Source organism: Pseudomonas sp. MOIL14HWK12:I2, assembly GCF_000510745.1.
Lineage (GTDB): Bacteria > Pseudomonadota > Gammaproteobacteria > Pseudomonadales > Pseudomonadaceae > Chryseomonas > Chryseomonas oryzihabitans.
Window position 1 is genome coordinate 292,309 of the sequence record NZ_KI783314.1, and the last position, 22,825, is coordinate 315,133.

The following is a 22,825-nucleotide window of genomic DNA, read 5'->3' on the forward strand; positions in this document are numbered from 1 at the left end:
CGCCGCCCGTGAAGCGGGCAGAGGAGCCTATGCAGATCAAGCTCGCCAATCCCCGCGGCTTCTGCGCCGGCGTGGACCGCGCCATCGACATCGTCGACCGGGCGCTGGACGTTTTCGGTCCGCCCATCTATGTGCGTCACGAAGTGGTGCACAACAAGTTCGTGGTCGACAACCTGCGCGCCCGTGGCGCCGTCTTCGTCGAAGACGTGGCCGACGTGCCGGATGACGTCATCCTCATCTTCAGCGCCCATGGTGTCTCCCAGGCGGTGCGCCGCGAGGCCTCCGAGCGTGGCCTCAAGGTGTTCGACGCCACCTGTCCGCTGGTGACCAAGGTGCACATGGAGGTCGCGCGCTACAGCCGCGATGGCCAGGAGTGCATCCTCATCGGCCACGCCGGGCACCCGGAGGTGGAGGGCACCATGGGCCAGTACGACGATCGTGCCGGCGGTGCCATCTACCTGGTGGAAGACGAGGAAGACGTGGAAAAGCTCGAGGTGCGCAACCCCGAAGCCCTGTTCTACGTCTCCCAGACCACCCTGTCGATGGATGACACCCGCAAGGTGATCGACGCCCTGCGCGCCAAGTTTCCCCGCATCAATGGCCCGCGCAAGAACGACATCTGCTACGCCACCACCAACCGCCAGGACGCGGTAAAGACCCTGGCGCTGGAAAGCGACGTGGTGCTGGTGGTGGGTAGCCCCAGCAGTTCCAACTCCAACCGCCTGCGCGAACTCGCCGAACGCCTGGGCACCCCGGCCTATCTCATCGACGGCGCCGAAGACCTGCAGCAGAGCTGGTTCGAAGGCGTGCAACGCATAGGCGTCACCGCCGGCGCCTCGGCCCCCGAGGTCCTGGTACGCGGCGTCATCGACCAGCTGCAGAGCTGGGGCGCTACGGGTGAGGTGGAGCTGGAAGGCGAGCCGGAACACATCACCTTCACCCTGCCGCGAGAGCTCAGGGTAAAGGCGGTATAACGCCTCGGCACAGGAGGTGAACAAAAAGGCCACTGCTCCCAGGAGCAGTGGCCTTTTTGTTATTGAGCGGGAAGCAGCATCCGCCAGGACTGACGCCCATTGGCTGCAGGACCTGTCGTGGCCGAAATGCAGTTGCCGCTGGAATCACAGATCAGTGTGGTGAGGTTGGTGTTGCCCGTTCGGGTTCCGGTAAGAGAGTTGTCTCCAATCGTGCCGTCCGTACCCGAGATGGAGCCGGAACTCAGGCTGTCTGCCCCATCTATTCGACCGTCATTGTTAAGGTCGAAAACGTTGTGCAAGGTTCGCCCGCCCGCTTTGGCATCGGTTGCATAGAGGATGCTATCCAGGCCCGCGGAGCAGGGATCAGCGTTGGGTGTAATGCTCGTGAATACCAGGGCGTCACCCAGGGTCCGCAGCGGAAACACTATCCTTTCGCCAGTATTGGTTGTGCTGCCAACCAATTTGAGGTCGACATACCAGCCGGATTTGTCGACATCGGCATCTGTTTCACCGCTCGCCGTGTACCAGTTGATCGAGTTGGCGGACAGGAGTCGGACGTTTCTCGTCACACCGTTGTTCGAGTAGGTAGCAGCGGTCAGGGTTTGCTGTTGCAGAGAAGAGCGGTTTCGAGTCTGCACCATGTTGGCAGTGGTGGTTTGACCTAGTGTCCAGCGATCCCAGACGCCATAAACGGTCTGGACATCGAAGGGCGAAACCTTGTCATTGACGCCCAGGTAGCGACCCGTCCCGAAGGCGACCAGATAACCGGTCAGGGTGGGGTGCTGAATCAGCACGGGCGCCACCGTGATCGCCTGCGGCTTGCCGGCGCCAGATCCTGTGGTCTGGTCATTGGTAGTGGCACGATAGAGCGGGGTACCACCAAAAGCTACCTGGAAACTTCTGGCACTGTCTGCACCATCGTTGTCTCGAGCGAAGGGGGTATCCGCTGACGTCGGCTTGAACAGATCGAATCGCCACAGGTTACCCAGCAAGTCCCCTGCGTAGGCTGCGTCAGTCACGATATCCGCGTTGTAATCCGCGGCTTGAATCGTAGAAAGGCCATTGCTGCCTCCGGTGGGACTCTTTGCTTCCAACGCCTTTATCAAGGTGCCGTCTTCGATCTTCAGGGCATAGAGGATAGCCTTGCCGCTATTGGCGTTGGCACTGTAGTAGCCGTTACCAAAAATGGCCGCCCAATTACCGTCGTGTAGGCGCTCGATAGATGGCTTGCCGAAGCTATAACCTAGGTTGCTCAGCTTGGTGGCTGCATCAAGTGTGGCTGCGCTATCGGACGTAAACTCCCAGAGCAGTTTGATTTTGGCAGGATCTGGATCCGTGATATCCAGGGCGAACAAGCCCCGCCCACCACCGCCAAGCGTCCCAACCAGGACCGTGCGCCACGTACTGTCACTCTTGAAGTAGACGTCTCTGACCGTGATAGGCCCATCTACATAGTAATGGTGGGCAAGGTTGGCCGTGCCGTAGTCCTTCGCCATCAACCGGTTGAGATTGGGTATGACCGGTGTGGGTACGAAAGCAAAGGTCTCCTTCAGGGTAGCCGCATCGAAGGCATGCAGCATGCCATCGTTGGCGCCGACATAAATCTGGGCGCGTCGCGAGGTCTGAGTCTTTTGAAATTCGGTATAGCTGGCTACCGTCCCATCGACCTTGCCGATCCGGTACGCCAGATACTGGGCGGGTCCTACCAAGACCGGTGACGAATTGACGATGTCACCCAGCAGCGAGGTTCGAGTGCGGAAATTCGGGCATCCCGAAGAAGTACATTGGCCCAGCAGGAACCTGACCCGATCGGCGCCTTGTCCATCCCTATTGCCAGAAGGCGCACTGTCGAGCGAGTCCCGAAGATTTGTACCGTCGAAGCTTCTGTCCTTGAGATTCTCATAGGAGAAATCTTGCAGGCTCTTGCCGTCGGCACTGACCATCTTGACGACACGGCCGTCGGGGAAGTTGGCTCTGATGGTTGAGTTGATCGTCTTGCCATCGCTCTTGTAGGTGTCCCTGATCAGATCTCCCGTCCAGCCATCGGCGTTGAAGGACGTCCGATAGACGACCCGATCTCCCAGCCCGGTATCGTCGGTCTGGCCGCCTTGAACCGTAACGCGGGTAACGGAAGAGTTCTTCTGGACGATGCTGTTGAAGGCCTTGGCCAACTGGTCCTTTAGCGTAAGGGCGTTGGTCACCAGAAGATAATTATCGGGTACCTGGTCACCATCTGTATCCCAGTTGCCAGTAGTGCCGTATTTGGCGGCGTACCACAGCGGGTCCTTGAGTACCCCGGCGCCTACGCCGGTCGCGCTGAATTGGCGTACCGCCGTGGGCGGCAGGCCCTTGCACTCGGGATTATCCAGGTTGGCAATGCACCAGCCAGCAGGCCGATTGGGCGGGGTATTGAGACGGTAGGCGGTCTGACTATCGCATACACTTCTTTGACCGTTATTGACGGTGCCGTCTCTTAGGTCACAGACCTCGAGATAGAGTCCGTCCTTATCGGTGCCGGAAATCGTATAACCCATGTGCTGCTGGGCGCCGCCCGCAGCGTATTCGGAGTTCAGGGTTATATTGAGCTTGAGCTTTCCACCCTCATTCGGATCGGGAGCGACCGCTAGGGTATAGAGGACGATAGCGTCCATGTCGAAGTCAGCGCCCTCTTCACTGTCCTCCCAGTTGATCCGAAACTCCGCATAGGGACGGCCACCATTGACGGTGCTGTCGGTATTTGCCGTCGTAGTGTTGGCCAGCTTCTGCACGTAGAAATCAGCGATCTGGTTGGTGGCCTGATACTGATTTTGCCCCGGATTCTGTACGGATTTGGCGAAGGGAACGAGCGTGATCTTGTTGTCGCCAACTGGAAATTCGATCTTGGGGAAAGGCGAAGCAAGGGCAACCGCATAGGTCAGCAAGGGCTTGCTGCCACCTATGTTGTGCATGGCGCCAAAGCGGGCTATCCCAGCCGAATAGTAGGTGCCTTGCTTGCCTGGCTCTTCAGGCGCGAGGCCGCGAACGCGAGAGAGTGCCGTCAGCGTTTTTTGCGTGGGTGCACTGTCGGCAGCCGATTCGGTTTCGCCGATAAACACCTTGGTATTGTTCAGGCCCTCTGCGGCGCCGATTGCATCCGTTTCGGTGCTTACGTTGAGATCGCTGATGGATTTGGGGTTACCGCTGCCGTCCGTCGTGTTGTCCCAGCGGCTGCCCGGCAGTTTCCAGTCGTAATTGGGATTGATATCACTCAGAACGGTCATGGCCGGGACAGAGCAGCGTGGATAGCCAGAACCGCCATTGCCTTTGGAATAGGGCGGTAGCCAATCCGGTTGTGAAAGTCCAAGCCTGGAATCAGGAGTGGTGGTCGTTTTGGAATAGGCAAAGCTTGGCGTCGGACCTGAGGCGCCAGCAAAGTAGCGCAGCGCCTCATACATCATTTCTGCGGTAGGTGTGCCCCACATATAGCAGGGGTCGGTTGCCAGGTTGCTGGTAGGGTTGCGGTTGTAACCACAGCCGTCCTGGTCGTACTGGAAGTTGTTCGTACCGTTGGAATTGTAGTAGGTGAAACCAACAGTCCGGAATTTGTTGATCGTGTCGACGATGCCACTGACGTCATTCCCAGCACCACAATTGCCATTGAGACAAAACTGCCCGGTGCTTAGGGTGAGCTCCCGGGCGAAGCTCTGGATGTTGGATCTCAGCACGCCACCATAGAAGTGGTTTTTGTACGACCCGGTCAGCAAGCCGAAGTACATCTTGTCGGTTTCGCCATAGTCATGAAGGATGCCGGTCGGTTTGTAGTTTCCTCTAAGATAAAGGCGGCAATTGCTCTCGCGCAGGGCGGAATTACTGGTATTGCCCGCGTCATTAGGGCATACCTCTACCTGGACGTTGTAGTCAACCCTCTTGGCGTTCTCGGGTATGCCTGCCGGTGTTTGCCAATACAATCCCCAGGAGTCACCGCCATCCACTTCCTCGTGGCGGAAAACGATATCGTAGTTGACGCCCGCTTGAAGACTGACGCTTCCCGAGTGAGCATCGCTGCCACTGTCAAGAGGACCATGGCCGCTGTACCAACCTACCGTAGTGCCTCCCAGCTTTACTTCAACGGCATCATCGCCGTCGACAGAAATTTTATAGGTGCCAGTCGTGTCGACTTTTATCGTTCCGGTGATTTCGGTTATATAGTAGTCGTTGCCGCATGTTTGCTTTCCAGGGGTCACGGCGCCATTGAAAGGATTATTATTTGAACCGGGTGCGTAGATGCCATTGCTGATGGCTTTTGATCCACACAGTCTGCTGCTTTGCCCATCGGTATTGAACAGGGTCGTCATGCCGGCGGCATTGGTGGGGTGAGTACTGTTGGACTTTGCCCAGGTCGAAATCTTTAGGTTTGTAAACGTCTCAGGCGGTATCAGCGTCCAGCCGTTCTTGGGGCCTGCATTCGTACAGATGATCCGAGCGCCGCTGGCATTGACACATTCATCGCCTCCCACGGGGCGTTCAATGGATACCCAGTTCCAAATCCGCAAGTTGACGTTGGTCAACACCCGCATTTGCGGAACGCCGGTTTCACTCAGAGATGCCACGGCTATCAAGTGCCGATAACCTACAGTCGGCGCTTTGAGCGGTGTGAACTTGCTGATGTCGTAACCATCAACTGCAACGCTGGTATATTCCTTGCCCCAGGTATGAGCGTCCTGAGGAATGTGCGCGCCTTGCAGGACTGTAGTGGTAGCGTCATCGGTACTGCGATAGCCGCCGAAAAGTACCTTGCGCAGCGCATCCATACGGGAAGTGGCTATATAGTTCAGGAAATCGCCACTCCATTGACCAGTGCATTCCTTGCCTGTGGTACCTGAGCCTACACCGGTGGGAACAAAGCGATTGCTGGTATAGGTATAGCAGAGCTTGGAGTTGAAATAGCCGTAGTAATCTATGCCCTTGTCGGCCTTGGTTTTGTAGCCTTTGTAGCCGATGTCTAGAATACCATCGCCGTTCAGGTCGGAAGCATCATTGTAGGCTTCATAGAAAAGTTTATGATCACGCCCCATTACCAGGAGATTTAGTGGCGGAACGGAGTCGGTCACAAACAGAGGACTTTGTGCCACGTTGACATCATCCGCGGCACTCGACAGCAAAGGCGATACTAGGGCGCCAACGGTTATCAGCGATCTCGCCAAGAAGGTTTTCATTATCAATTCCCTGCTGTCTAGAATTGCCTGGAGATCACCGCTCGCAAGCAAACCACGTCAACCGAGCAAGGCTTGGCATCGGCTGAACTGGCGTCTGATTTGTAAGCCTGGGCGTTGACCTCGTAATAGGACACGCAGCCCTCACCCCTGGCATTTTTCTCCGGATCGCTGCAGCTGCTATTGGCGCCCTGAGGAATATCACGCAGGTACCAATGAACGTTTCTGTCCAATTTTGTCGGATTGCTGGTATCTCCATAGGCCAGCGACTTAGCGACAAAGTCGGTTTTGTAACCATCGGCAGTGCTGGGAACGAAGCCCTGAATACAAGGCTTCTGCGTTAGAGGATTTGGACAGCCATCGGGCGCGCCGTTTTTACTGAGTCGGCGCTCAGCATCACGGAGACCGGCTTCAGCGGCGGCAAGCAGATTCTTTTCTTCAAGCAGATTGCCGGTAATCCGGGTTTGCAGCGTACTTTCCTGGATGCTCGACACTGCCAGCAGCGTGATGAGGATCAGCATGATCAGCGCGATCAGCAGCGAGGCGCCTTGTTGGGAGCGACGTTTCATGGCATCAGGTTTCTCAGGCTGATGGTGCTGCCGGCAATTTGGTAGATACGGCTATCGCCATCTTTGAAGTCTGTTTTGTAGCGGTCATTCCAGCTGGCGATGATAGGGTTGACGCCTGTATTCAGGTTCTTGCTGCTGGCAAGTAGGAGTCGATAACGAACTGCACCGATCTGTTGGCCGGCGGCTGGTTTGTCACTGTAGCTGGAAACCTTTCTTGCGGTAGTGCTCGCCCCGAAGTCGAATCGCACATCGGCTACGCCATCGATCAGCGTGCCGATACCCTTTGGGGTCTGGCAGGTGAGCCCGGGAAGGTCTTCATCCGCATTCTTCGTCAAGGTGTAGCGCTCAACGAATTCAGCAGTAGTATTGGTATAGGGTATTTTCAGGTTTGCGCTATCGGATGCACCATAGCCAAGACAGTCCAGTTCGGCTGTATCCCTGGGCTTGTATCTGATACACAGGGTCTGGCTGTCAGGGGTGTTGATGGTTTCTCCGGCTGCAAACTTGCAAAAGTTATAATCTTTCGCAGGAAATTCTGCGGTGACATCGACGAAGGGACGTCTTCTGAATCCGGCTTTGGATAGTTGCTGTTCCAGCATCAGGAGCGAATAGCGCCCATTCTCTTGGTTGATGGCCTGGCCTTGCTGGAATAGGTAGTTTTGCTTGTTGGAAATATAGAGTTGGGTTACGCCCAATATAAGAAAGCTACTGATGACCAAGGCAATCATCAGTTCGATAAGAGAAAGACCCCGTTGACGATGGGTCATAGCTAGAGCTCCGACCGCAAGCGATAACGGCAGATGCCTTTGTCCGACTCAGGGTTAGCGGCATCTTGGCTATCCATGCACTCTCCGTTTCTGACTCTCCAAGCCAGCTGAATCTCAATGGTGGTGCCACCCGCATCGCAGGTATTGGCGGCTTTCGCTTTGCACACATGAAATTCGTTTTTCAGCAAATCGGCATCCACGCCTGGGAGCAGGCGAGCGGCTTCCTTGGACCAGCAGCTCAGCTGCTTGTCTGCTTCGCTGGGCGTGCTGGTGCAGTCGTCGATTACCGGAAAGGCTTCTCCAGCCATCTTTTCAGAGACCTTGCCCTGGGCACGCATCAGTTCGAGCGCGTCCTGAGCCAGCATCGCTGCCGTATTGCGCTGCGTGGTGTCCTGGGTAAAGGCGATGGACTTGCTTTGGAGTGCGACCATGCCGAGCACGCCAATGGTGATGAGTACTAGGGTCACCAGTACTTCGATCAGGCTGAAACCGCCTGACTTGATGATTGGGATGTTCATGGTTTGCACCCGGCCAGGGCGTTGCCCGTTTCGTCTGCCTTGCCTTTGGCGTAACGCCTGGTCACACCGTTGCGTTGGATGTCGATCTTGTAGCCGTAGGCCACCTCTAGGTCATGGCAGACGAAATAACTGACGCGGGATGCGACGTCGCCGTTGGTGGTTCCGTCGGCGAAGTAGCTCAGATTCGCCTGGCTCGCCCGGACAGCCACCTGGGTCGGACTGATAGACATCGTACGCACCTGTGCGGTGGGAGCGTCACAAGAGCCGAGAACTGATATCAACTGCGTTTCAGACAGACAAAGGGAAACGGTTGCACGCCTGAGTACGGCCTCTGATCGCGCATGCATGATCAAGCCAAAGACATTATCCGCTACGCTGCTGGTCCGCGTCTGATTGATGAGACTGGTAAAGCTCGGTACAGCGATAGCTGCGAAAATGCCCAGCAGGGTCACCACTGTCAGCATCTCGAGTAATGTGAATCCCTTCTGCGCATCGGCGCGGTGCATGGTGACTTCCTATACTCAGCCAGGGGTTAGTTTCTTGCCGAGTTCTGCAGCTGTCGCCTGGGAAAGGACAGTCGGGAGGAGATCTTGGATGGCCGGTTACACGGCTGCGGAATGATCAATTTGCCGCTTGCTCAAGGCACAGGGGGCGATCCTTTGCTCTGGCGAGGCGCGCACGGCCATGATTGTTGATGGCAATTCGAGAGACTTCCTTGCCACGCGTATTGCACAGGGAAAGAGTGCCGTTTAGCCCAGCACTGGTACCGTTGTGGCGATAGGTAATGGCACTCGTCCGGTTCCATCTGATCTTCAAGTCAGGGGGCATGTCCGATTGCCGTAGCAGCACCTCATCGGTATCGATATCCCGCACCTGCCATCCGCGTGCCCAGCTGTCTCCACATCCTGATTCATCAATAGGACAGAGCACTACGGTATGGCCACGCTCAATGCTCAAGGTACGGGCCGCCTGCAAATGCCTGAGGAGGGTATTGGCCGTCGCCTGATTACGGACTCGCTCGAGCCAATCCGAGGCAATGGGCGCAGCCACAGCTACCAGGATGGCAAGTATGCTTAGCGTTAAAAGCATCTCGAACAGGCTCAGTCCGAGTTCAGAGGTTCTCTTCATTCTCATCCTTGAGAAAAAGGTAGACGCCGTCCTGGAAAGCCTTTTTGCTCATATCGGTAGAGAGTGTCAAGGCTGGATGATGAGGGTGTGACGTGATCTTTGATGTAGCAGTGGTCGGGGCGGGTGCGATAGGGCTGATGTCGGCCTATTGCCTGTCCTTGAGCGGCCGGCGGGTGGTGGTGGTCGAGCGCGGCGAGCCGGGGCGGGAGGCGTCCTGGGCCGGCGGGGGGATCGTTTCGCCGCTGTATCCGTGGCGCTATCAGCCCGCGGTGACGGCGCTGGCGCACTGGTCGCAGGATTTCTATCCGGTGCTGGGGGAACGGTTGCGGCAGGAGACGGGGGTGGACCCCGAGGTGGAAGTGACCGGGCTGTACTGGCTCGATCTGGAGGACGAAGCCGAGGCGCTGGACTGGGCGCGGCGCAATGTGCGGCCGCTGGCGTCGGTGTCGGTCGCGGCGGTGCGGCAGCGGGTACCGGTGCTGGGGCCGGGCTATGAGCGGGCGGTCTTCATGGCGGGGGTGGCCAATGTGCGTAATCCCCGGCTGGTGCGCTCCCTGCGCGAAGCCCTGCTAGGCATGCCGAATGTGACGCTGGTGAGCGAGTCGCCGGTGACCGGTTTCCTGCGCCAGGGCGAGCGGGTGGTGGGGGTGCAGACCGCGCGCGAGGCCATCCATGCCGAGTCCGTGGTGGTCTGTGCCGGGGCCTGGAGTGGTGATTTGCTGCAGAGCCTGGGGCTGGCCGTGCCGGTGCGGCCGGTGAAGGGGCAGATGCTGCTGTATCGCCAGCCAGTGGGTTATCTGACCAGCATGGTGCTGGCCAAGGGGCGCTACGCCATTCCGCGCCGCGATGGACATATCCTCATCGGCAGCACCCTGGAGCACGCCGAATTCGACAAGACGCCGACCGCCGAGGCGCTGGCCAGCTTGCAGGCCTCGGCCGCCGAGTTGCTGCCGGCGCTGGCCGGCCAGGCGCCGGTGGCGCACTGGGCGGGACTGCGGCCGGGCTCGCCGGATGGCGTGCCCTTTATCGGGCCGGTACCGGAGCTGCCCGGGCTGTGGCTCAACTGCGGGCACTATCGCAACGGCCTGGTGCTGGCGCCGGCGTCCTGCCAGTTGCTGACCGATCTGCTCACCGAACGCACGCCGATCATCGATCCGGCGCCCTATGCGCCAGGCGCTCGGTTGGCAGCGGACTGATCAGTCGATTCCGAGCTTCTTCAGTCGGTAGCGCATCGAGCGGAAGGAGAGACCCAGGCGTTCCGCGGCGGCGGTGCGATTCCAGCGGGTCTCTTCGAGCGCCTGCATGATCAGCTGGCGTTCGATGGACTCCAGGTGGTCTTCCAGATTGGCGATGTTGGCCAGGCTGGCTTCGCCGGTGGCGGTGGCTGCCGGGGCATCGGCCAGGCGCAGATCTGCCGGGCGGATGACGTCGCCCTCGCAGAGGGTGTAGGCCCGCTCCAGCATGTTTTCCAGTTCCCGCACGTTGCCGGGGAAACGGTAGCTTTTGAGCTTGGCCAGGGCATCCTCGCCCAGCGTGGCCGCGGCCAGGCCGGCGTCGCGTGCCAGGCGTTCGAGCATATGGTTGGCCAGGATGCCGATGTCTTCGCGGCGCTCGCGCAGGGCCGGCACCTGCAATTCGATGACATTGAGGCGGTAGTAGAGGTCCTGGCGGAAGGTCCCGGCGGCGACTTCGGCGGCCAGATCCCGGTGGGTGGCGCTGAGGATGCGTACGTCCAGGCTGATCTCCTGCTGGCTGCCTACCGGGCGCACGGCCTTTTCCTGGATGGCGCGCAACAGCTTGACCTGCATCGGCAGCGGCAGATCGGCCACCTCGTCGAGAAACAGGGTGCCGCCCTGGGCGGCCTGGAACAGGCCCTGCTTGTCCTCGATGGCGCCGGTGAAGCTGCCCTTGCGGTGGCCGAAGAATTCGCTTTCCACCAACTCCGAGGGGATGGCGCCGCAGTTGACCGGCACGAAGGGCCGACCGGCCCGCGGACCCTGCTCATGGATCAGTCGTGCCACCCGCTCCTTGCCGCTGCCCGATTCGCCGCTGATGTAGACCGGCGCCTGGCTGCGCGCCAGTTTGGCGATCTGGTTGCGCAGGGCGCGCATGGGCGGCGATTCGCCGAGAAGTTGGGTTTCGCTGGCGCCGGCCGCTGCCGGGGCAGGCCCGGACAGCCGCAGGGCCGTGCCTACCAGTTCACGCAGGCGCGGCAGGTCCACCGGCTTGGTGAGGTAGTCGAACGCACCGGCCTTGAGTGCCTGGACCGCGGTTTCCAGACTGCCGAAGGCGGTGATCATGGCCACCGGCAATTGCGGAAAGCGTTGCTGGATGAACTGGATCAGGTCCAGTCCCGAGCCGTCGGGCAGACGCATGTCGGTCAGGCAGAGGTCGAAGCTTTCCCGTTCGAGGATGGCCCGGGCATCGGCGATGTTCTTGGCGCTAGCGGTGTCGAGCTTCATCCGCCCCAAGGTGATCTCCAGGAGTTCGCGGATATCGGGTTCATCGTCGACGATCAGGACTTTCTGTCGGGCCATGCTCAGCTCATTGTGCGGGGATGGGCGAAGGTGATGCGAAAACAGCTGCCGTTCGCCAAGGGATGATAGCCAAGTCTGGCCTGGTTGCTCTCGCAAAGCTCACGGGAGATGTACAGGCCCAGCCCGGTCCCCTTGTTCTCGGTGGTGAAGAAGGGCTCGAACAGGTGGTCGAGTTGCTCGGCGGCGACGCCCGGTCCGTCATCGACCACTTCGAGGATGGGCAGGTCGCTTTCCGGATCGCGGTAGGTGCTGAGCCAGACCTGGCCGATGCCGTGCTTTTGGCAGCTGTAGCGCAGGCCGTTCTGCACCAAGTTGGTCAGGATCTGGCCCAGTTGGTGGGGATCCATGTGCGTCTGCAGCGTGCCCGGCTCGGTCTTGACGTGCAGCGTCTGGCCGGCGGGCAGGGTAGGGCGCAACTCCCCGGCGAAGCGGTGCGCCCAGTAGCGCAGGTCGATCAGCTGAGGGGCGGCCTGCTGGCGGCGAGACAGCTGCAGTACGTTTTCCACCACCCGGTTCATCCGCCGCGACTGGTCCTGGATGATCTGCGCCAGGCGCCGGTCCGGCGTGGCCAACTCTTCGGATTCCTGCAGCAATTGCGCAGCGTGACTGATGGCGCCCAGCGGATTGCGGATCTCGTGGGCGATGCCAGCGGTGAGACGGCCCAGGGAAGCGAGCTTGAGTTGCTGGGCCTGCTGGGCGATGCGCGAGACGTCTTCGAGAAAGGTCAGCACCCGCTCGCCTTCGCCCTGTTGCAGGCGGGCGAAGCTGGGTTGCAGCAGCGGGCCGTTGGCATAGGCGCGCCAGGGCGCCGGCCGGATACTGGGATTGCGCTCCCACTCTTCGAGGCGTTGGGCGAGACCCAGGGCCAGGGGGGCGATGGTGTCCTCGTCGTCCACCCCCAGCAGGCGCCGGGCTGCCGGATTCACCAGCAGCACCTGGTATTCGGCGTCGAACACCAGGATGCCGGTCCGCATGCGTTCGAGGATCAGGGCGTTGAGGGCCTCCAGTTCGGCCACGGCCGTGGCGCGGGTTTCGGCCAGGGCCTGGCTGTCCAACAGCCGCCGGACCAGGCCCTGCACCAGCAGCGCCGTGGCGAAGCAGAGGGTGCCCAGGCCCGCTGCCTGCACATAGCCACTGCCACTGTCGCCGCGGCGCAGGTCGAGATAGCCCGTCGCCAGCAGCAGGGCGATGGCCGCCAGGGCGGCGATCAGCAGGCCACGGCGGCCACGGATCAGGACGTTGGACACCCCGACGGTCACCACCAGCAGACTGCCCATGCCGCTGGCGATGCCGCCGGCCAGGAAGAACAGCCCGCCCAGGGCGAGGATGTCGATCAGCGCTAGGGTGAAGGCGCGGCCGCGCAGCAGCCGCTGGCCGACCGCCAGCACGGCGTTGATGGCGAGATAGGCCCAGCTGGCCTGGCGGAACAGCTGGCCGTCGACGGTGCGCAGCCAGTGCTGGTCCAGGTCGCTGGAAATCAGCACCACCAGCGCCAGGCCGATGACGATGCGATAGAGGTGATAGAGCCGCAGGACCGCGTCGGCTCTCAGGGTGCCTGGATCAGTCGCGGTGCTCATGCTGCAACCGGCGATGTTCGGCGCTGCAGTACCAGCGCTGGCCTTCGCCATCGGCCAGGGCTCTCTCCTGGGGCACGTGCACGCCGCAATGGGCGCAGCGCACCATGGGGTTGGGCGGTAGCGGACGGGCCTTGCCGGACGGCGTCTGCGTCTTGCCGCGCCACCAGCGTCTGATCATCCAGAACAGCGCGCCCAGGAGGACGAGCCACAACAGCAGGCGAAGCAGACCCATGGCGATCTCGCAGCGTGAAGGAGGGTGGAGTTTAGCAGGGCCGCTGCAGGCGGTGAGCCCTGCATGGCATCGATTGTCCCGCTTCGCTGCTTGCGGGAAAATGCGCCGATCAATCGGGCAAGGAAGAGTGCATGAGTCAGTTGCTGAACGTCGTGATGGCGCAGGTGAACCTCAAGGTCGGCGACATCCACGGCAATGTGGAACGCATCATCACCGCCGCCCGGCAGGCCCGGGATGAGCTGCAGGGCGATCTCATCGTCTTTCCGGAGCTGTCGCTGTGCGGCTATCCCCCTGAGGACCTGCTGCTGCGTTCGAGCATGCAGCGCCGGATCGAGCAGGGGCTGCAGCGGATCCGCCAGGAGATCGCCGGCATCCATGTGCTGGTGGGCTTTCCCTGGCTGGAGGAGGGGCGACGCTACAACGCCTGCGCGGTCTATCGCGATGGCGCCGAGCTGGCCTTCTATCGCAAGCAGCAATTGCCCAACTACCGGGTGTTCGACGAGAAGCGCTATTTCGAGCCGGGCGACAGCGCGGCCGTGTTCGACTACCAGGGCGTGCCCATCGGCGTCACCATCTGCGAGGACATCTGGTTCGCCGAGCCCATGGCCAGGGCACGAGCGGCCGGGGCGCGACTGATGCTCAACCTCAATGCCTCGCCCTTCCACGGCGGCAAGCAGCCGGAGCGCGAGGCCGTGGTGAGCGAGCGTGCCCGCGAGGGCGGCATGCCGGTGGTCTACGTCAACCAGGTGGGTGGCCAGGACGAGCTGGTATTCGACGGACATTCCTTCGTGGTCGATGCCCAGGGGCAGGTCAGTCAGCGCGCGCCGGCCTTCGTCGAAGGCCTCTATCCGGTGATCATCGATGCGGCCCTGCAACCGCAGCCGGCCGAGCTCGCCCCCGTCGCCTCGCTGGAGGCCAGCGTCTATGACGCCCTGGTGCTCGGGGTGCGCGACTATGTGCGCAAGAACGGCTTCAAGGGCGTGGTGCTGGGCCTGTCCGGGGGCATCGATTCGGCCCTGGTGCTGGCGGTCGCCGTGGATGCGCTGGGCGCGGAGCAGGTGGAGGCGGTGATGATGCCCTACCACTACACCGCCCAGATCAGCCTGGACGACGCCGAAGCCGAGGCGCGGACGCTGGGAGTGCGCTATAGCGTCTTGCCCATCGCACCCATGGTCGAGGCCTTCCAGGCGACCCTGGCCGGCGAATTCGCCGGACTCGGGCGGGATACCACCGAGGAGAATCTGCAGGCGCGCTGCCGCGGGACCCTGCTGATGGCCATCTCCAACAAGAAGGGCTACCTGGTGCTCACCACCGGCAACAAGAGCGAGATGGCCGTCGGTTACGCCACCCTCTATGGCGACATGGCCGGCGGCTTCGACGTGCTCAAGGATGTGCCCAAGACCCTGGTGTTCCGCCTCTGCGAATACCGCAATCGCGCGGGCGAGGTGATTCCCCAGCGCGTGATCGACCGCCCGCCATCGGCCGAACTGTCGCCGGACCAGAAGGACGAGGACTCGCTGCCGCCCTATCCGGTGCTCGACGAGATCCTGCGGCTGTATGTCGAGCAGGATCTCTCGGCCGTGGACATCGTTGCCGCCGGCTTCGACGAGGAAACGGTGCGCAGGGTGCTGCGCCTGGTGGATCTCAACGAATACAAGCGGCGCCAGGCGGCGGTGGGCGCCCGGGTCACCCAGCGCGGTTTCGGGCGTGATAGGCGCTACCCGATCACCTCGGGCTGGCGCATCGGCGACTAGCTCGTCGGGCGCCGGACCCCTGCGATCCGGCGCCAGAGGGTGGCACCAGCCATTGCGGGCAATAAAAAAGGGGAAGCCACTGGCTTCCCCTTTTCACGTCTGCTGCCGGATCAGTCGAACAGACCAAAGGTAAGGCGGCTGAACCAGGAGCGCTTGGCCGGCGCCGGCGTCGCGCCACCAGCCTTCTCGGCCTCGGCCGGGTCGACGATGCGCAACTCGGGCGCCAGGTTGTCGCGCTCTTCCTGGTACTTGCGCTGGATGTCCTGGCTGGCGCGGGTCTCGCCAGGCGGCAGCGGATCGCTCGGGCGATCGATCAGGCCCAGGGTCGCACGGGTCAGCCAGGAGCGCTGCTGATCCTTGTCGTCCGGCTCGCGCAGCTGGAATTCGCCATCCTTGAGGCTGACGTTGTCCGGGTAGTTGAGCTTGAGGGTTTCCAGGCTGGTGGCCGCCAGGTCATTGAGACCCAGGTGCTTGTAGGCTTCGGTCATGATCGCCAAGCCATCGCCCACGGACGGGGTGCCCTGGAAGTTCTCGACCACGTAGCGACCGCGGTTGGCGGCGGCCACATAGGCCTTGCGGGTCAGGTAGTAATGGCCGACGTGCACGTCGTAGGCCGCCAGCAGGTTGCGCAGGTAGACCATGCGCGCCTTGGCGTCCGGGGCGTAGCGGCTGTTGGGGAAGCGGCTGGTGAACTGGGCGAAGTCGTTGAAGGAATCGCGCGCCGCGCCCGGGTCACGCTTGGTCATGTCCAGCGGCAGGAAGCGCGCCAGCAGGCCACGGTCCTGTTCGAAGGAGGACACGCCCTTCATGTAGTAGGCATAGTCGACATTGGGGTGTTGCGGATGCAGACGGATGAAGCGATCCGCCGCCGTGCGCGCCGCCTCGGGCTCGCCATTCTTGTAGTTGGCGTAGATCAGTTCGAGCTGGGCCTGCTCGGCATAGCGACCGAAGGGATACCGCGACTCCAGCGCCTTCAGCTTGCTGATGGCGTCCGTGTAGCTGCTGTTGGAGATATCGCGCTGAGCCTGGGTGTAGAGCTCGCCTTCCGGCAGATTTTCCGGAACCTCGGGCGCTTTCGAGGAGCAGGCGGCGGTGAGGACTAGGCTGGTGACCAGCAGCAGGTGCTTCAATTGCATGGCGGCTTGGATTCCCCGAAACGGTCGGCGGTGCAGGGATGAGCGCGGAGAGCGCTCACCTAGCCTGTGACGGGGCCGGAACCGTCCTGTTATGATGATCGACCCGGAATGCCGGGGCAAAAAAGTCGCCGTATTTAACCACAGGGTCGGGCCGATTCCAAAAGCCCTGCCATTGCCCGCGCAGATCCATGTCCGAATCCATCGTTCTCAATGCCGAAGTCCCCTACGAACTCGGTGGCCAGCGCCTCGATCAGGTCGCTGCCCAGCTGTTCGCCGAACACTCCCGCTCGCGTCTCGCCGCCTGGATCAAGGACGGCAGCCTGACCGTCGACGGCGCCGTGCTGCGTCCGCGTGACACCGTCCATGGCGGCGCCCAGCTGGCGCTGCGCGCCGAGCGCGAGGCCCAGGGCGAGTGGGTGGCCCAGGACATCGAACTGGACATCGTCTACGAAGACGATCACCTGCTGGTGCTCGACAAGCCCGCCGGGCTGGTGGTGCATCCGGCCGCCGGTCATGCCGATGGCACCCTGCTCAATGCCCTGCTGCACCACGTACCCTCGCTGGACAGCGTGCCGCGTGCCGGTATCGTCCATCGCCTGGACAAGGACACCACCGGACTCATGGTGGTGGCCAAGACCCTGGAGGCCCATACCCACCTGGTCGCCCAGTTGCAGGCGCGCTCGGTGAGTCGCATCTATGAAGCCATCGTCGCCGGGGTGATCGTCGCCGGCGGCACCGTCAATGCGCCTATCGGCCGTCATTCCCAGCGCCGCCAGCAGATGGCGGTGATCGCCGGGGGCAAGCCCGCGGTCAGTCACTACCGGGTGCTGGAGCGCTTTCGTGCCTATACCCATACCCGGGTCAAGCTGGAGACCGGGCGCACCCACCAGATCCGCGTGCACATGACCCATGTCGGCTTTCCGCTGGTGGGCGATCCGGTCTATGGCGGTCGCTTCAAGATTCCGCCGGCGACCAATCCGACCCTGGTCAAGACCCTGCGCGAATTCCCGCGCCAGGCACTGCATGCGCGCTTCCTCGAACTGGATCATCCGGTGACCGGCGAACGCCTGCGCTGGGAGTCGCCACTGCCGGAAGACCTGGTCTGGCTGCTGGATCTGCTGCGCCAGGATCGGGAATCCTTCGAATGATCGGTGCCGACTGGCTGCGGCCGGACTGGCCGGCGCCGGTCGGCGTCCAGGCCTGTGTGACCACCCGCGCGGGTGGCGTCAGCCAGGCGCCTTTCGCCAGTCTCAACCTGGGTGCCCACGTCGGTGACGATCTGGCTGCGGTCGCCGAGAATCGTCGACGCCTGGGCCAGGCCCTGGGGTGCCGGCCGGCCTGGCTTGAACAGGTCCATGGCACTGCCGTCGTCGAAGCCGATCCGACCCGGGTGCTCCAGGCCGATGCCGCCTGGACGGCCACGCCCGGTATCGCGGTGACCATGATGACCGCCGATTGCCTGCCGGCCCTGTTCTGCCGGCGGGACGGCTCCCGCGTCGCGGCGGCGCACGCCGGATGGCGCGGTCTGGCGGGTGGCGTGCTGGAGGCGGCTGCGGCCAGTCTGGACGTGCCCCCCGCCGAAGTACTGGTCTGGCTGGGTCCCGCCATAGGGCCGGCCAGTTTCGAAGTGGGCGTCGAGGTGCGCGAGGCCTTTGTCGCCCAGCACGCCGAGGCCGAGCGGTGCTTCGTGGCCAGGGGCGGGGACAAGTACCTGGGCGATCTCTATGCCCTGGCCCGTCTGCGTCTTGCGGCTCGGGGCATCACGGCGGTCCATGGCGGTGGCTTCGATACCTTCGCCGACGAAGAGCGCTTCTTTTCCTACCGGCGCGGTGCCCGTACCGGTCGCTTTGCCAGCCTGATCTGGATCAACGCCTAAGTATTTTTTCGGATGTCAAGCCTCTGTGGCTTGAATCGTTAGGCATCGCCCCTATCTAAAGGTCATTCCCGCGGGTAATCGAGAGCGCCCTCTGCTGCGCCATCCCGCGTCTCAGATAGGACCTTGCCATGCGTATAGACCGTTTCACCAGCAAATTGCAGCTCGCCCTGGCGGATGCCCAGTCCCTGGCCGTCGGCCATGACCACCCGGCCATCGAGCCGCTGCACCTGTTTTCCGCGCTGCTCGACCAGCAGGGCGGTTCCATTTCTCCGCTGCTGCGCCAGGTCGGCTTCGACCTCGCCAGCCTGCGCAAGACCCTGGCCGAAGAGCTGGACAAGCTGCCCAAGATCCAGAATCCCACCGGCGACGTGAATCTGTCCCAGGATCTGGCGCGCCTGCTCAACCAGGCCGACCGCCTGGCCCAGCAGAAGGGCGACCAGTTCATCTCCAGCGAACTGGTGCTGCTCGCCGCCATGGACGAGAACACCCGCCTCGGCAAGTTGCTGCTGGGGCAGGGCGTCTCGCGCAAGGCGCTGGAGAACGCCATCAACAACCTGCGCGGGGGCGAGGCGGTCAATGACCCCAATGCCGAAGACAGCCGCAAGGCGCTGGACAAGTTCACCGTCGATCTCACCAAGCGCGCCGAAGACGGCAAGCTCGACCCGGTGATCGGGCGGGACGACGAGATCCGCCGCACCATCCAGGTCCTGCAGCGCCGCACCAAGAACAACCCGGTGCTGATCGGTGAGCCCGGCGTCGGCAAGACCGCCATCGCCGAGGGCCTGGCCCAGCGCATCATCAATGGCGAAGTGCCCGACGGCCTCAAGGACAAGCGCCTGCTGGCCCTGGACATGGGCGCGCTGATCGCCGGCGCCAAATTCCGCGGCGAATTCGAAGAGCGCCTCAAGGGTGTGCTCAACGAGCTGGCCAAGCAGGAAGGGCGCATCATTCTCTTCATCGACGAACTGCACACCATGGTCGGCGCCGGCAAGGCCGAGGGCGCCATGGATGCCGGCAACATGCTCAAGCCGGCCCTGGCCCGTGGCGAGCTGCACTGCGTGGGTGCCACCACCCTCGACGAGTACCGCCAGTACATCGAGAAGGACGCGGCCCTGGAGCGGCGCTTCCAGAAGGTGCTGGTGGACGAGCCGAGCGAGGAAGACACCATCGCCATCCTGCGTGGCCTCAAGGAGCGCTACGAGGTGCACCACAAGGTGGCCATCACCGATGGCGCCATCATCGCTGCGGCCAAGCTGTCCCATCGCTACATCACCGATCGTCAGCTGCCGGACAAGGCCATCGACCTGATCGACGAGGCCGCCAGCCGCATCCGCATGGAGATCGACTCCAAGCCGGAGGCCCTGGATCGCCTGGATCGCCGGCTGATCCAGCTCAAGGTGGAACGTCAGGCGCTGAAGAAGGAAGAGGACGAGGCCGCGCGCAAGCGACTGGAAAAACTCGACGAGGACATCGCACGGCTCGAGCAGGAATACGCCGATCTGGAAGAGGTCTGGAAGGCGGAAAAAGCCGAGGTCCAGGATTCCGCTCAGTTGCAGCAGCGCATCGAACAGGCGCGCACTGAGCTTGAGGCCGCTCGCCGCAAGGGCGACCTCAATCGCATGGCCGAGCTGCAGTACGGCACCATTCCCGATCTGGAGCGCAGCCTGCAGATGGTCGACCAGCACGAGAAGCCGGCCAACCAGCTCTTGCGCAACAAGGTCACCGAAGACGAGATCGCCGAGGTGGTCTCCAAGTGGACCGGCATTCCGGTCAGCAAGATGCTCGAAGGCGAGCGTGACAAGCTCTTGCGCATGGAAGAGGCCTTGCACAACCGGGTGATCGGCCAGGACGAGGCGGTCACCGCCGTGGCCAATGCCGTGCGCCGGTCGCGGGCGGGGCTGTCCGATCCAAATCGTCCCAGCGGTTCCTTCCTGTTCCTCGGCCCGACCGGGGTGGGCAAGACCGAATTGTGCAAGTCGCTGGCGGAGTTTCTCTTCGACACCGAAGACGCCATGGTGCGCATCGACATGTCCGAATTCATGGAGAAGCACTCCGTGGCTCGCCTGATCGGGGCACCGCCCGGCTATGTCGGCTATGAAGAGGGCGGCTACCTGACCGAGGCCGTGCGGCGCAAGCCTTACTCGGTGGTCCTGCTGGACGAGGTGGAAAAGGCTCATCCGGATGTCTTCAACATCCTCCTGCAGGTGCTCGACGACGGGCGTCTGACCGACAGCCAGGGTCGAACCGTGGATTTCCGCAATGCGGTGATCGTCATGACCTCGAACCTGGGCTCGGCGCAGATCCAGGAGCTGGTCGGCGATCCCGATGCCCAGCGCGCCGCGGTGATGGATGCGGTGGCCAGTCACTTCCGCCCCGAGTTCATCAACCGGATCGACGAGGTGGTGGTGTTCGAGCCCCTGGGGCGCGAGCAGATCGCCGGCATCGCCGAGATCCAGCTGCAGCACCTGCGGCAGCGCCTGGCCGAGCGTGACCTGCAGCTGGAGCTATCGCCCGAGGCCTTGGACAAGCTGGTGGCGGTGGGTTACGACCCGGTCTACGGCGCCCGTCCGCTCAAGCGGGCAATCCAGCGCTGGATCGAGAATCCGCTGGCCCAGCGCATCCTCTCGGGTGCCTTCGCGCCGAACAGCCGCATCGAGGGCAGGGTAGAGGGCGACGAGATCGTCTTCGCCTAGGAAATGAGCGGGCGATCCCAGGGTCGCCCGGCCTTTCGTATAAATTTGTGAAAAAACAGCAGGCTAGGTGTTGACGTCTGTTTCCACTTCCGTAAAATGGCGCACCTCACTTACGGCAAAGCCCGAAAGGCACTGACGTAAGAGGGGTTGGAAGATCGAAATTCCGCGATAGCTCAGTCGGTAGAGCAAATGACTGTTAATCATTGGGTCCCTGGTTCGAGTCCAGGTCGCGGAGCCACTTCCATTCTCGGGGTATAGCGCAGCCCGGTAGCGCGCCTGCTTTGGGAGCAGGATGTCGGGAGTTCGAATCCCCCTACCCCGACCATATTTGGGTCGTTAGCTCAGTCGGTAGAGCAGTTGGCTTTTAACCAATTGGTCGTAGGTTCGAATCCTACACGACCCACCATTTTTACCAGAAACCCTCCGCAAGGAGGGTTTTTGCGTTTCCAGGGCGCCGTTTTCTCTGTCCGAGATCTGGTCCCTCTGCCTGTGAGGCGCCGACCCTTACAAGGCTCAGGGCTAAGTTGCTCTCTCAAATTCCCCTGCTTCGAGCAGACTCTGGAACAGGCCGTGTTCTGGTCTGACGCCCTTGATTCCCTCCGCCGTGCTCTATTTCGCCCATCTCCGGCAAACGCCTTGATCCAGGTGGTTACCCGCGCCTATCGAAGCGATAGCCGGTCATAGCGGTCGCCTGAGCCCTTACTACTATCAGGTGAAGTCACGGGTTTTCAGGCGGTGGGGATGCAGTCGAAGCGCCTCTTGGGTTTTACGCTCATCGAGGTTCTGGTCGTCATAGCGCTGCTGGGTATCGTCACGGCGCTGGCGGCGCCGGGCTTCGCGAGTCTGGTACAAAGCAACCGTGTCCAGGCGGCAGCGGGGGAGTTGCAGCGTGCCCTCTATTACGCGCGTAGCGAAGCCATGAGTCGCGGTGTAAATGTCGTGGTCACCACCGATCCGGAGGATGCCAACGGCTGGATGGGCGCGCTGAGGATCACCACGGCCAAGACGGTGGTGCTGCCCACTGCCGAAGTCTTGCGGCAGTACAGCGGGGGACTGGGTAACGGCGTCAACGGAACCGGATCCATGGGAGGTACCCCCCTGACCAGTCTGACCTTCCAACCCAATGGCAGCCTGAAACTCAGCGGTGAAGCCACCATTCGCGTTTGCGCTACCAATGCGCTCACCCAGGGCAAGCAATTCACCCTCAGTCAGGGCGGGGTGTTGACTGTGACTGACTATACGCCTAGCCGTGCCAGCGCCGTGGGGTGCAGCTAGATGAAGCGCTGGCAAGGGGGGGTCAGCATGATCGAGGTGCTGGTCAGTCTGGTGATCATCTGCATCGGCGTGCTGGGCATGGTGGCCCTGCAGACCCGCAGCGTGGCGCTGTCCCAGGATTCGGTGCAGCGCAGTAATGCCATGGTATTGGCCAACGACCTGCTCGAGTTGATGCGCAGCAATCGCGATCAGGTGGTGGCGAGCGACAAGGTTAAGATCGACGGGGCCTACATCAAGCAGCCTGGTACCAACTTTCGCACCAAGGCGCTCGATGCTGGCAAGACCTGCCTGACCCGGGATCGCTCTGCAGGCGGGGAAACGGTCGCCGGGCAGGATCTGGGGTGCTGGCTGAATCAGGTAAAGGCGCTACTGCCCGTGACGGACGCCCTGATTGCCAGCAGTTTCGCGGTGTGTCCGGCGTCCGGCGTACCGAAACTGCCGTCCAGCGATCCTGCAGGCAACACGACGCCGCTGGGTGCCTGCGAGACCAATGCGGTGGCACCGGTGATGGTGGTGGTTGCCTGGCAGGACGTCAGCAACGATTCGCTGAATTGTCCCAAGGGCGTCTGCTACTACGCCTTGCGCTCGGAGCTGTAG

General features: G+C 62.0%; 18 protein-coding genes and 3 tRNA genes. 11 read left to right on the forward strand and 10 right to left on the reverse strand.

Translation table 11 applies throughout. The features are described 5' to 3' along the window. Nucleotides 1-29 precede the first annotated feature (29 nt). Nucleotides 30-974, forward strand: coding sequence for a 4-hydroxy-3-methylbut-2-enyl diphosphate reductase (gene ispH / locus PSK12I2_RS0122495; RefSeq protein WP_027600179.1), 945 nt, complete (start codon nt 30-32; stop codon nt 972-974). Between the two features lie 59 nt (nt 975-1,033). Here ispH and PSK12I2_RS24735 read toward each other — a convergent pair whose 3' ends face one another. The 6 genes from PSK12I2_RS24735 to PSK12I2_RS24740 form a co-directional block, all read right to left on the reverse strand. Beyond that, entirely contained in the window at nt 1,034-6,169 is a 5,136-nt protein-coding gene (locus PSK12I2_RS24735) for a PilC/PilY family type IV pilus protein (RefSeq protein ID WP_037008039.1), read from the reverse strand. 17 nt (nt 6,170-6,186) lie between these two features. Beyond that, on the reverse strand, nt 6,187-6,735 hold the full coding sequence (locus PSK12I2_RS0122505) for a PilX N-terminal domain-containing pilus assembly protein (protein ID WP_027600180.1): 549 nt from the start codon (nt 6,733-6,735) through the stop codon (nt 6,187-6,189). Then, nucleotides 6,732-7,502 (reverse strand): PilW family protein, encoded by a 771-nt coding sequence (locus tag PSK12I2_RS0122510; protein ID WP_027600181.1) that lies wholly within the window; start codon nt 7,500-7,502, stop codon nt 6,732-6,734. The genes PSK12I2_RS0122505 and PSK12I2_RS0122510 overlap by 4 nt, the downstream gene beginning before the upstream one ends. Nucleotides 7,503-7,504: 2 nt before the next feature. Then, nucleotides 7,505-8,020: a type IV pilus modification protein PilV gene (pilV, locus tag PSK12I2_RS0122515; RefSeq protein ID WP_037008040.1), complete on the reverse strand. Its 516-nt coding sequence runs from the start codon at nt 8,018-8,020 to the stop codon at nt 7,505-7,507. Next, the gene (locus PSK12I2_RS0122520) at nt 8,017-8,526 is read right to left on the reverse strand and encodes a GspH/FimT family pseudopilin (protein ID WP_027600183.1); all 510 of its coding nucleotides are present in this window, start codon (nt 8,524-8,526) and stop codon (nt 8,017-8,019) included. Before PSK12I2_RS0122520 ends, pilV (PSK12I2_RS0122515) begins: the two co-directional genes overlap by 4 nt. A gap of 115 nt (nt 8,527-8,641) precedes the next feature. Further along, on the reverse strand, nt 8,642-9,148 hold the full coding sequence (locus PSK12I2_RS24740) for a GspH/FimT family pseudopilin (RefSeq protein ID WP_074583962.1): 507 nt from the start codon (nt 9,146-9,148) through the stop codon (nt 8,642-8,644). Between the two features lie 92 nt (nt 9,149-9,240). Here PSK12I2_RS24740 and thiO point away from each other — a divergent pair, with 92 nt between their 5' ends. Further along, nucleotides 9,241-10,344: a glycine oxidase ThiO gene (thiO, locus tag PSK12I2_RS0122530; RefSeq protein WP_037008041.1), complete on the forward strand. Its 1,104-nt coding sequence runs from the start codon at nt 9,241-9,243 to the stop codon at nt 10,342-10,344. On the opposite strand, the gene PSK12I2_RS0122535 is transcribed toward thiO, so the two are convergent. From PSK12I2_RS0122535 to PSK12I2_RS0122545, 3 genes are read right to left on the reverse strand one after another with little or no spacing between them, the layout of a single operon-like run. Then, complete coding sequence (locus PSK12I2_RS0122535) at nt 10,345-11,685, reverse strand: sigma-54 dependent transcriptional regulator (RefSeq protein ID WP_027600185.1); 1,341 nt, start codon at nt 11,683-11,685, stop codon at nt 10,345-10,347. A gap of 2 nt (nt 11,686-11,687) precedes the next feature. Further along, nucleotides 11,688-13,262: a PAS domain-containing sensor histidine kinase gene (locus PSK12I2_RS0122540; RefSeq protein ID WP_027600186.1), complete on the reverse strand. Its 1,575-nt coding sequence runs from the start codon at nt 13,260-13,262 to the stop codon at nt 11,688-11,690. Next, complete coding sequence (locus tag PSK12I2_RS0122545) at nt 13,246-13,494, reverse strand: PP0621 family protein (protein WP_027600187.1); 249 nt, start codon at nt 13,492-13,494, stop codon at nt 13,246-13,248. Before PSK12I2_RS0122545 ends, PSK12I2_RS0122540 begins: the two co-directional genes overlap by 17 nt. A 131-nt stretch (nt 13,495-13,625) precedes the next feature. On the opposite strand from PSK12I2_RS0122545, the gene PSK12I2_RS0122550 reads away from it, so the two are divergent. Then, on the forward strand, nt 13,626-15,248 hold the full coding sequence (locus PSK12I2_RS0122550; RefSeq protein WP_027600188.1) for an NAD+ synthase: 1,623 nt from the start codon (nt 13,626-13,628) through the stop codon (nt 15,246-15,248). Between the two features lie 110 nt (nt 15,249-15,358). Here the strand turns inward: PSK12I2_RS0122550 and PSK12I2_RS0122555 are convergent, their stop codons facing one another. Next, the gene (locus tag PSK12I2_RS0122555; protein ID WP_007160812.1) at nt 15,359-16,384 is read right to left on the reverse strand and encodes an outer membrane protein assembly factor BamD; all 1,026 of its coding nucleotides are present in this window, start codon (nt 16,382-16,384) and stop codon (nt 15,359-15,361) included. Nucleotides 16,385-16,572: 188 nt separating this feature from the next. Between PSK12I2_RS0122555 and rluD the strand changes: the two genes are divergently transcribed. The 8 genes from rluD to pilV (PSK12I2_RS0122595) all read left to right on the forward strand — a co-directional run bounded on the left by rluD (nt 16,573) and on the right by pilV (PSK12I2_RS0122595) (nt 22,825). Next, nucleotides 16,573-17,532 carry a 23S rRNA pseudouridine(1911/1915/1917) synthase RluD gene (gene rluD, locus PSK12I2_RS0122560; protein ID WP_027600189.1) on the forward strand — a complete coding sequence of 320 codons (960 nt, stop codon included), beginning with the start codon at nt 16,573-16,575 and terminating at the stop codon, nt 17,530-17,532. Then, on the forward strand, nt 17,529-18,260 hold the full coding sequence (gene pgeF, locus PSK12I2_RS0122565; RefSeq protein ID WP_156930174.1) for a peptidoglycan editing factor PgeF: 732 nt from the start codon (nt 17,529-17,531) through the stop codon (nt 18,258-18,260). Before rluD ends, pgeF begins: the two co-directional genes overlap by 4 nt. A 128-nt stretch (nt 18,261-18,388) precedes the next feature. Further along, nucleotides 18,389-20,953 carry an ATP-dependent chaperone ClpB gene (gene clpB / locus PSK12I2_RS0122570; protein ID WP_027600191.1) on the forward strand — a complete coding sequence of 855 codons (2,565 nt, stop codon included), beginning with the start codon at nt 18,389-18,391 and terminating at the stop codon, nt 20,951-20,953. Nucleotides 20,954-21,115: 162 nt separating this feature from the next. Then, nucleotides 21,116-21,191, forward strand: a tRNA-Asn gene (locus PSK12I2_RS0122575). 10 nt (nt 21,192-21,201) lie between these two features. After that, nucleotides 21,202-21,278, forward strand: a tRNA-Pro gene (locus PSK12I2_RS0122580). Nucleotides 21,279-21,283: 5 nt separating this feature from the next. Further along, a tRNA-Lys gene (locus PSK12I2_RS0122585) sits at nt 21,284-21,359 on the forward strand. Nucleotides 21,360-21,694: 335 nt separating this feature from the next. Beyond that, nucleotides 21,695-22,228, forward strand: a complete 534-nt coding sequence (locus tag PSK12I2_RS0122590; protein WP_027600192.1) for a GspH/FimT family pseudopilin — start codon at nt 21,695-21,697, stop codon at nt 22,226-22,228. Further along, nucleotides 22,229-22,825 carry a type IV pilus modification protein PilV gene (gene pilV, locus PSK12I2_RS0122595; RefSeq protein WP_027600193.1) on the forward strand — a complete coding sequence of 199 codons (597 nt, stop codon included), beginning with the start codon at nt 22,229-22,231 and terminating at the stop codon, nt 22,823-22,825.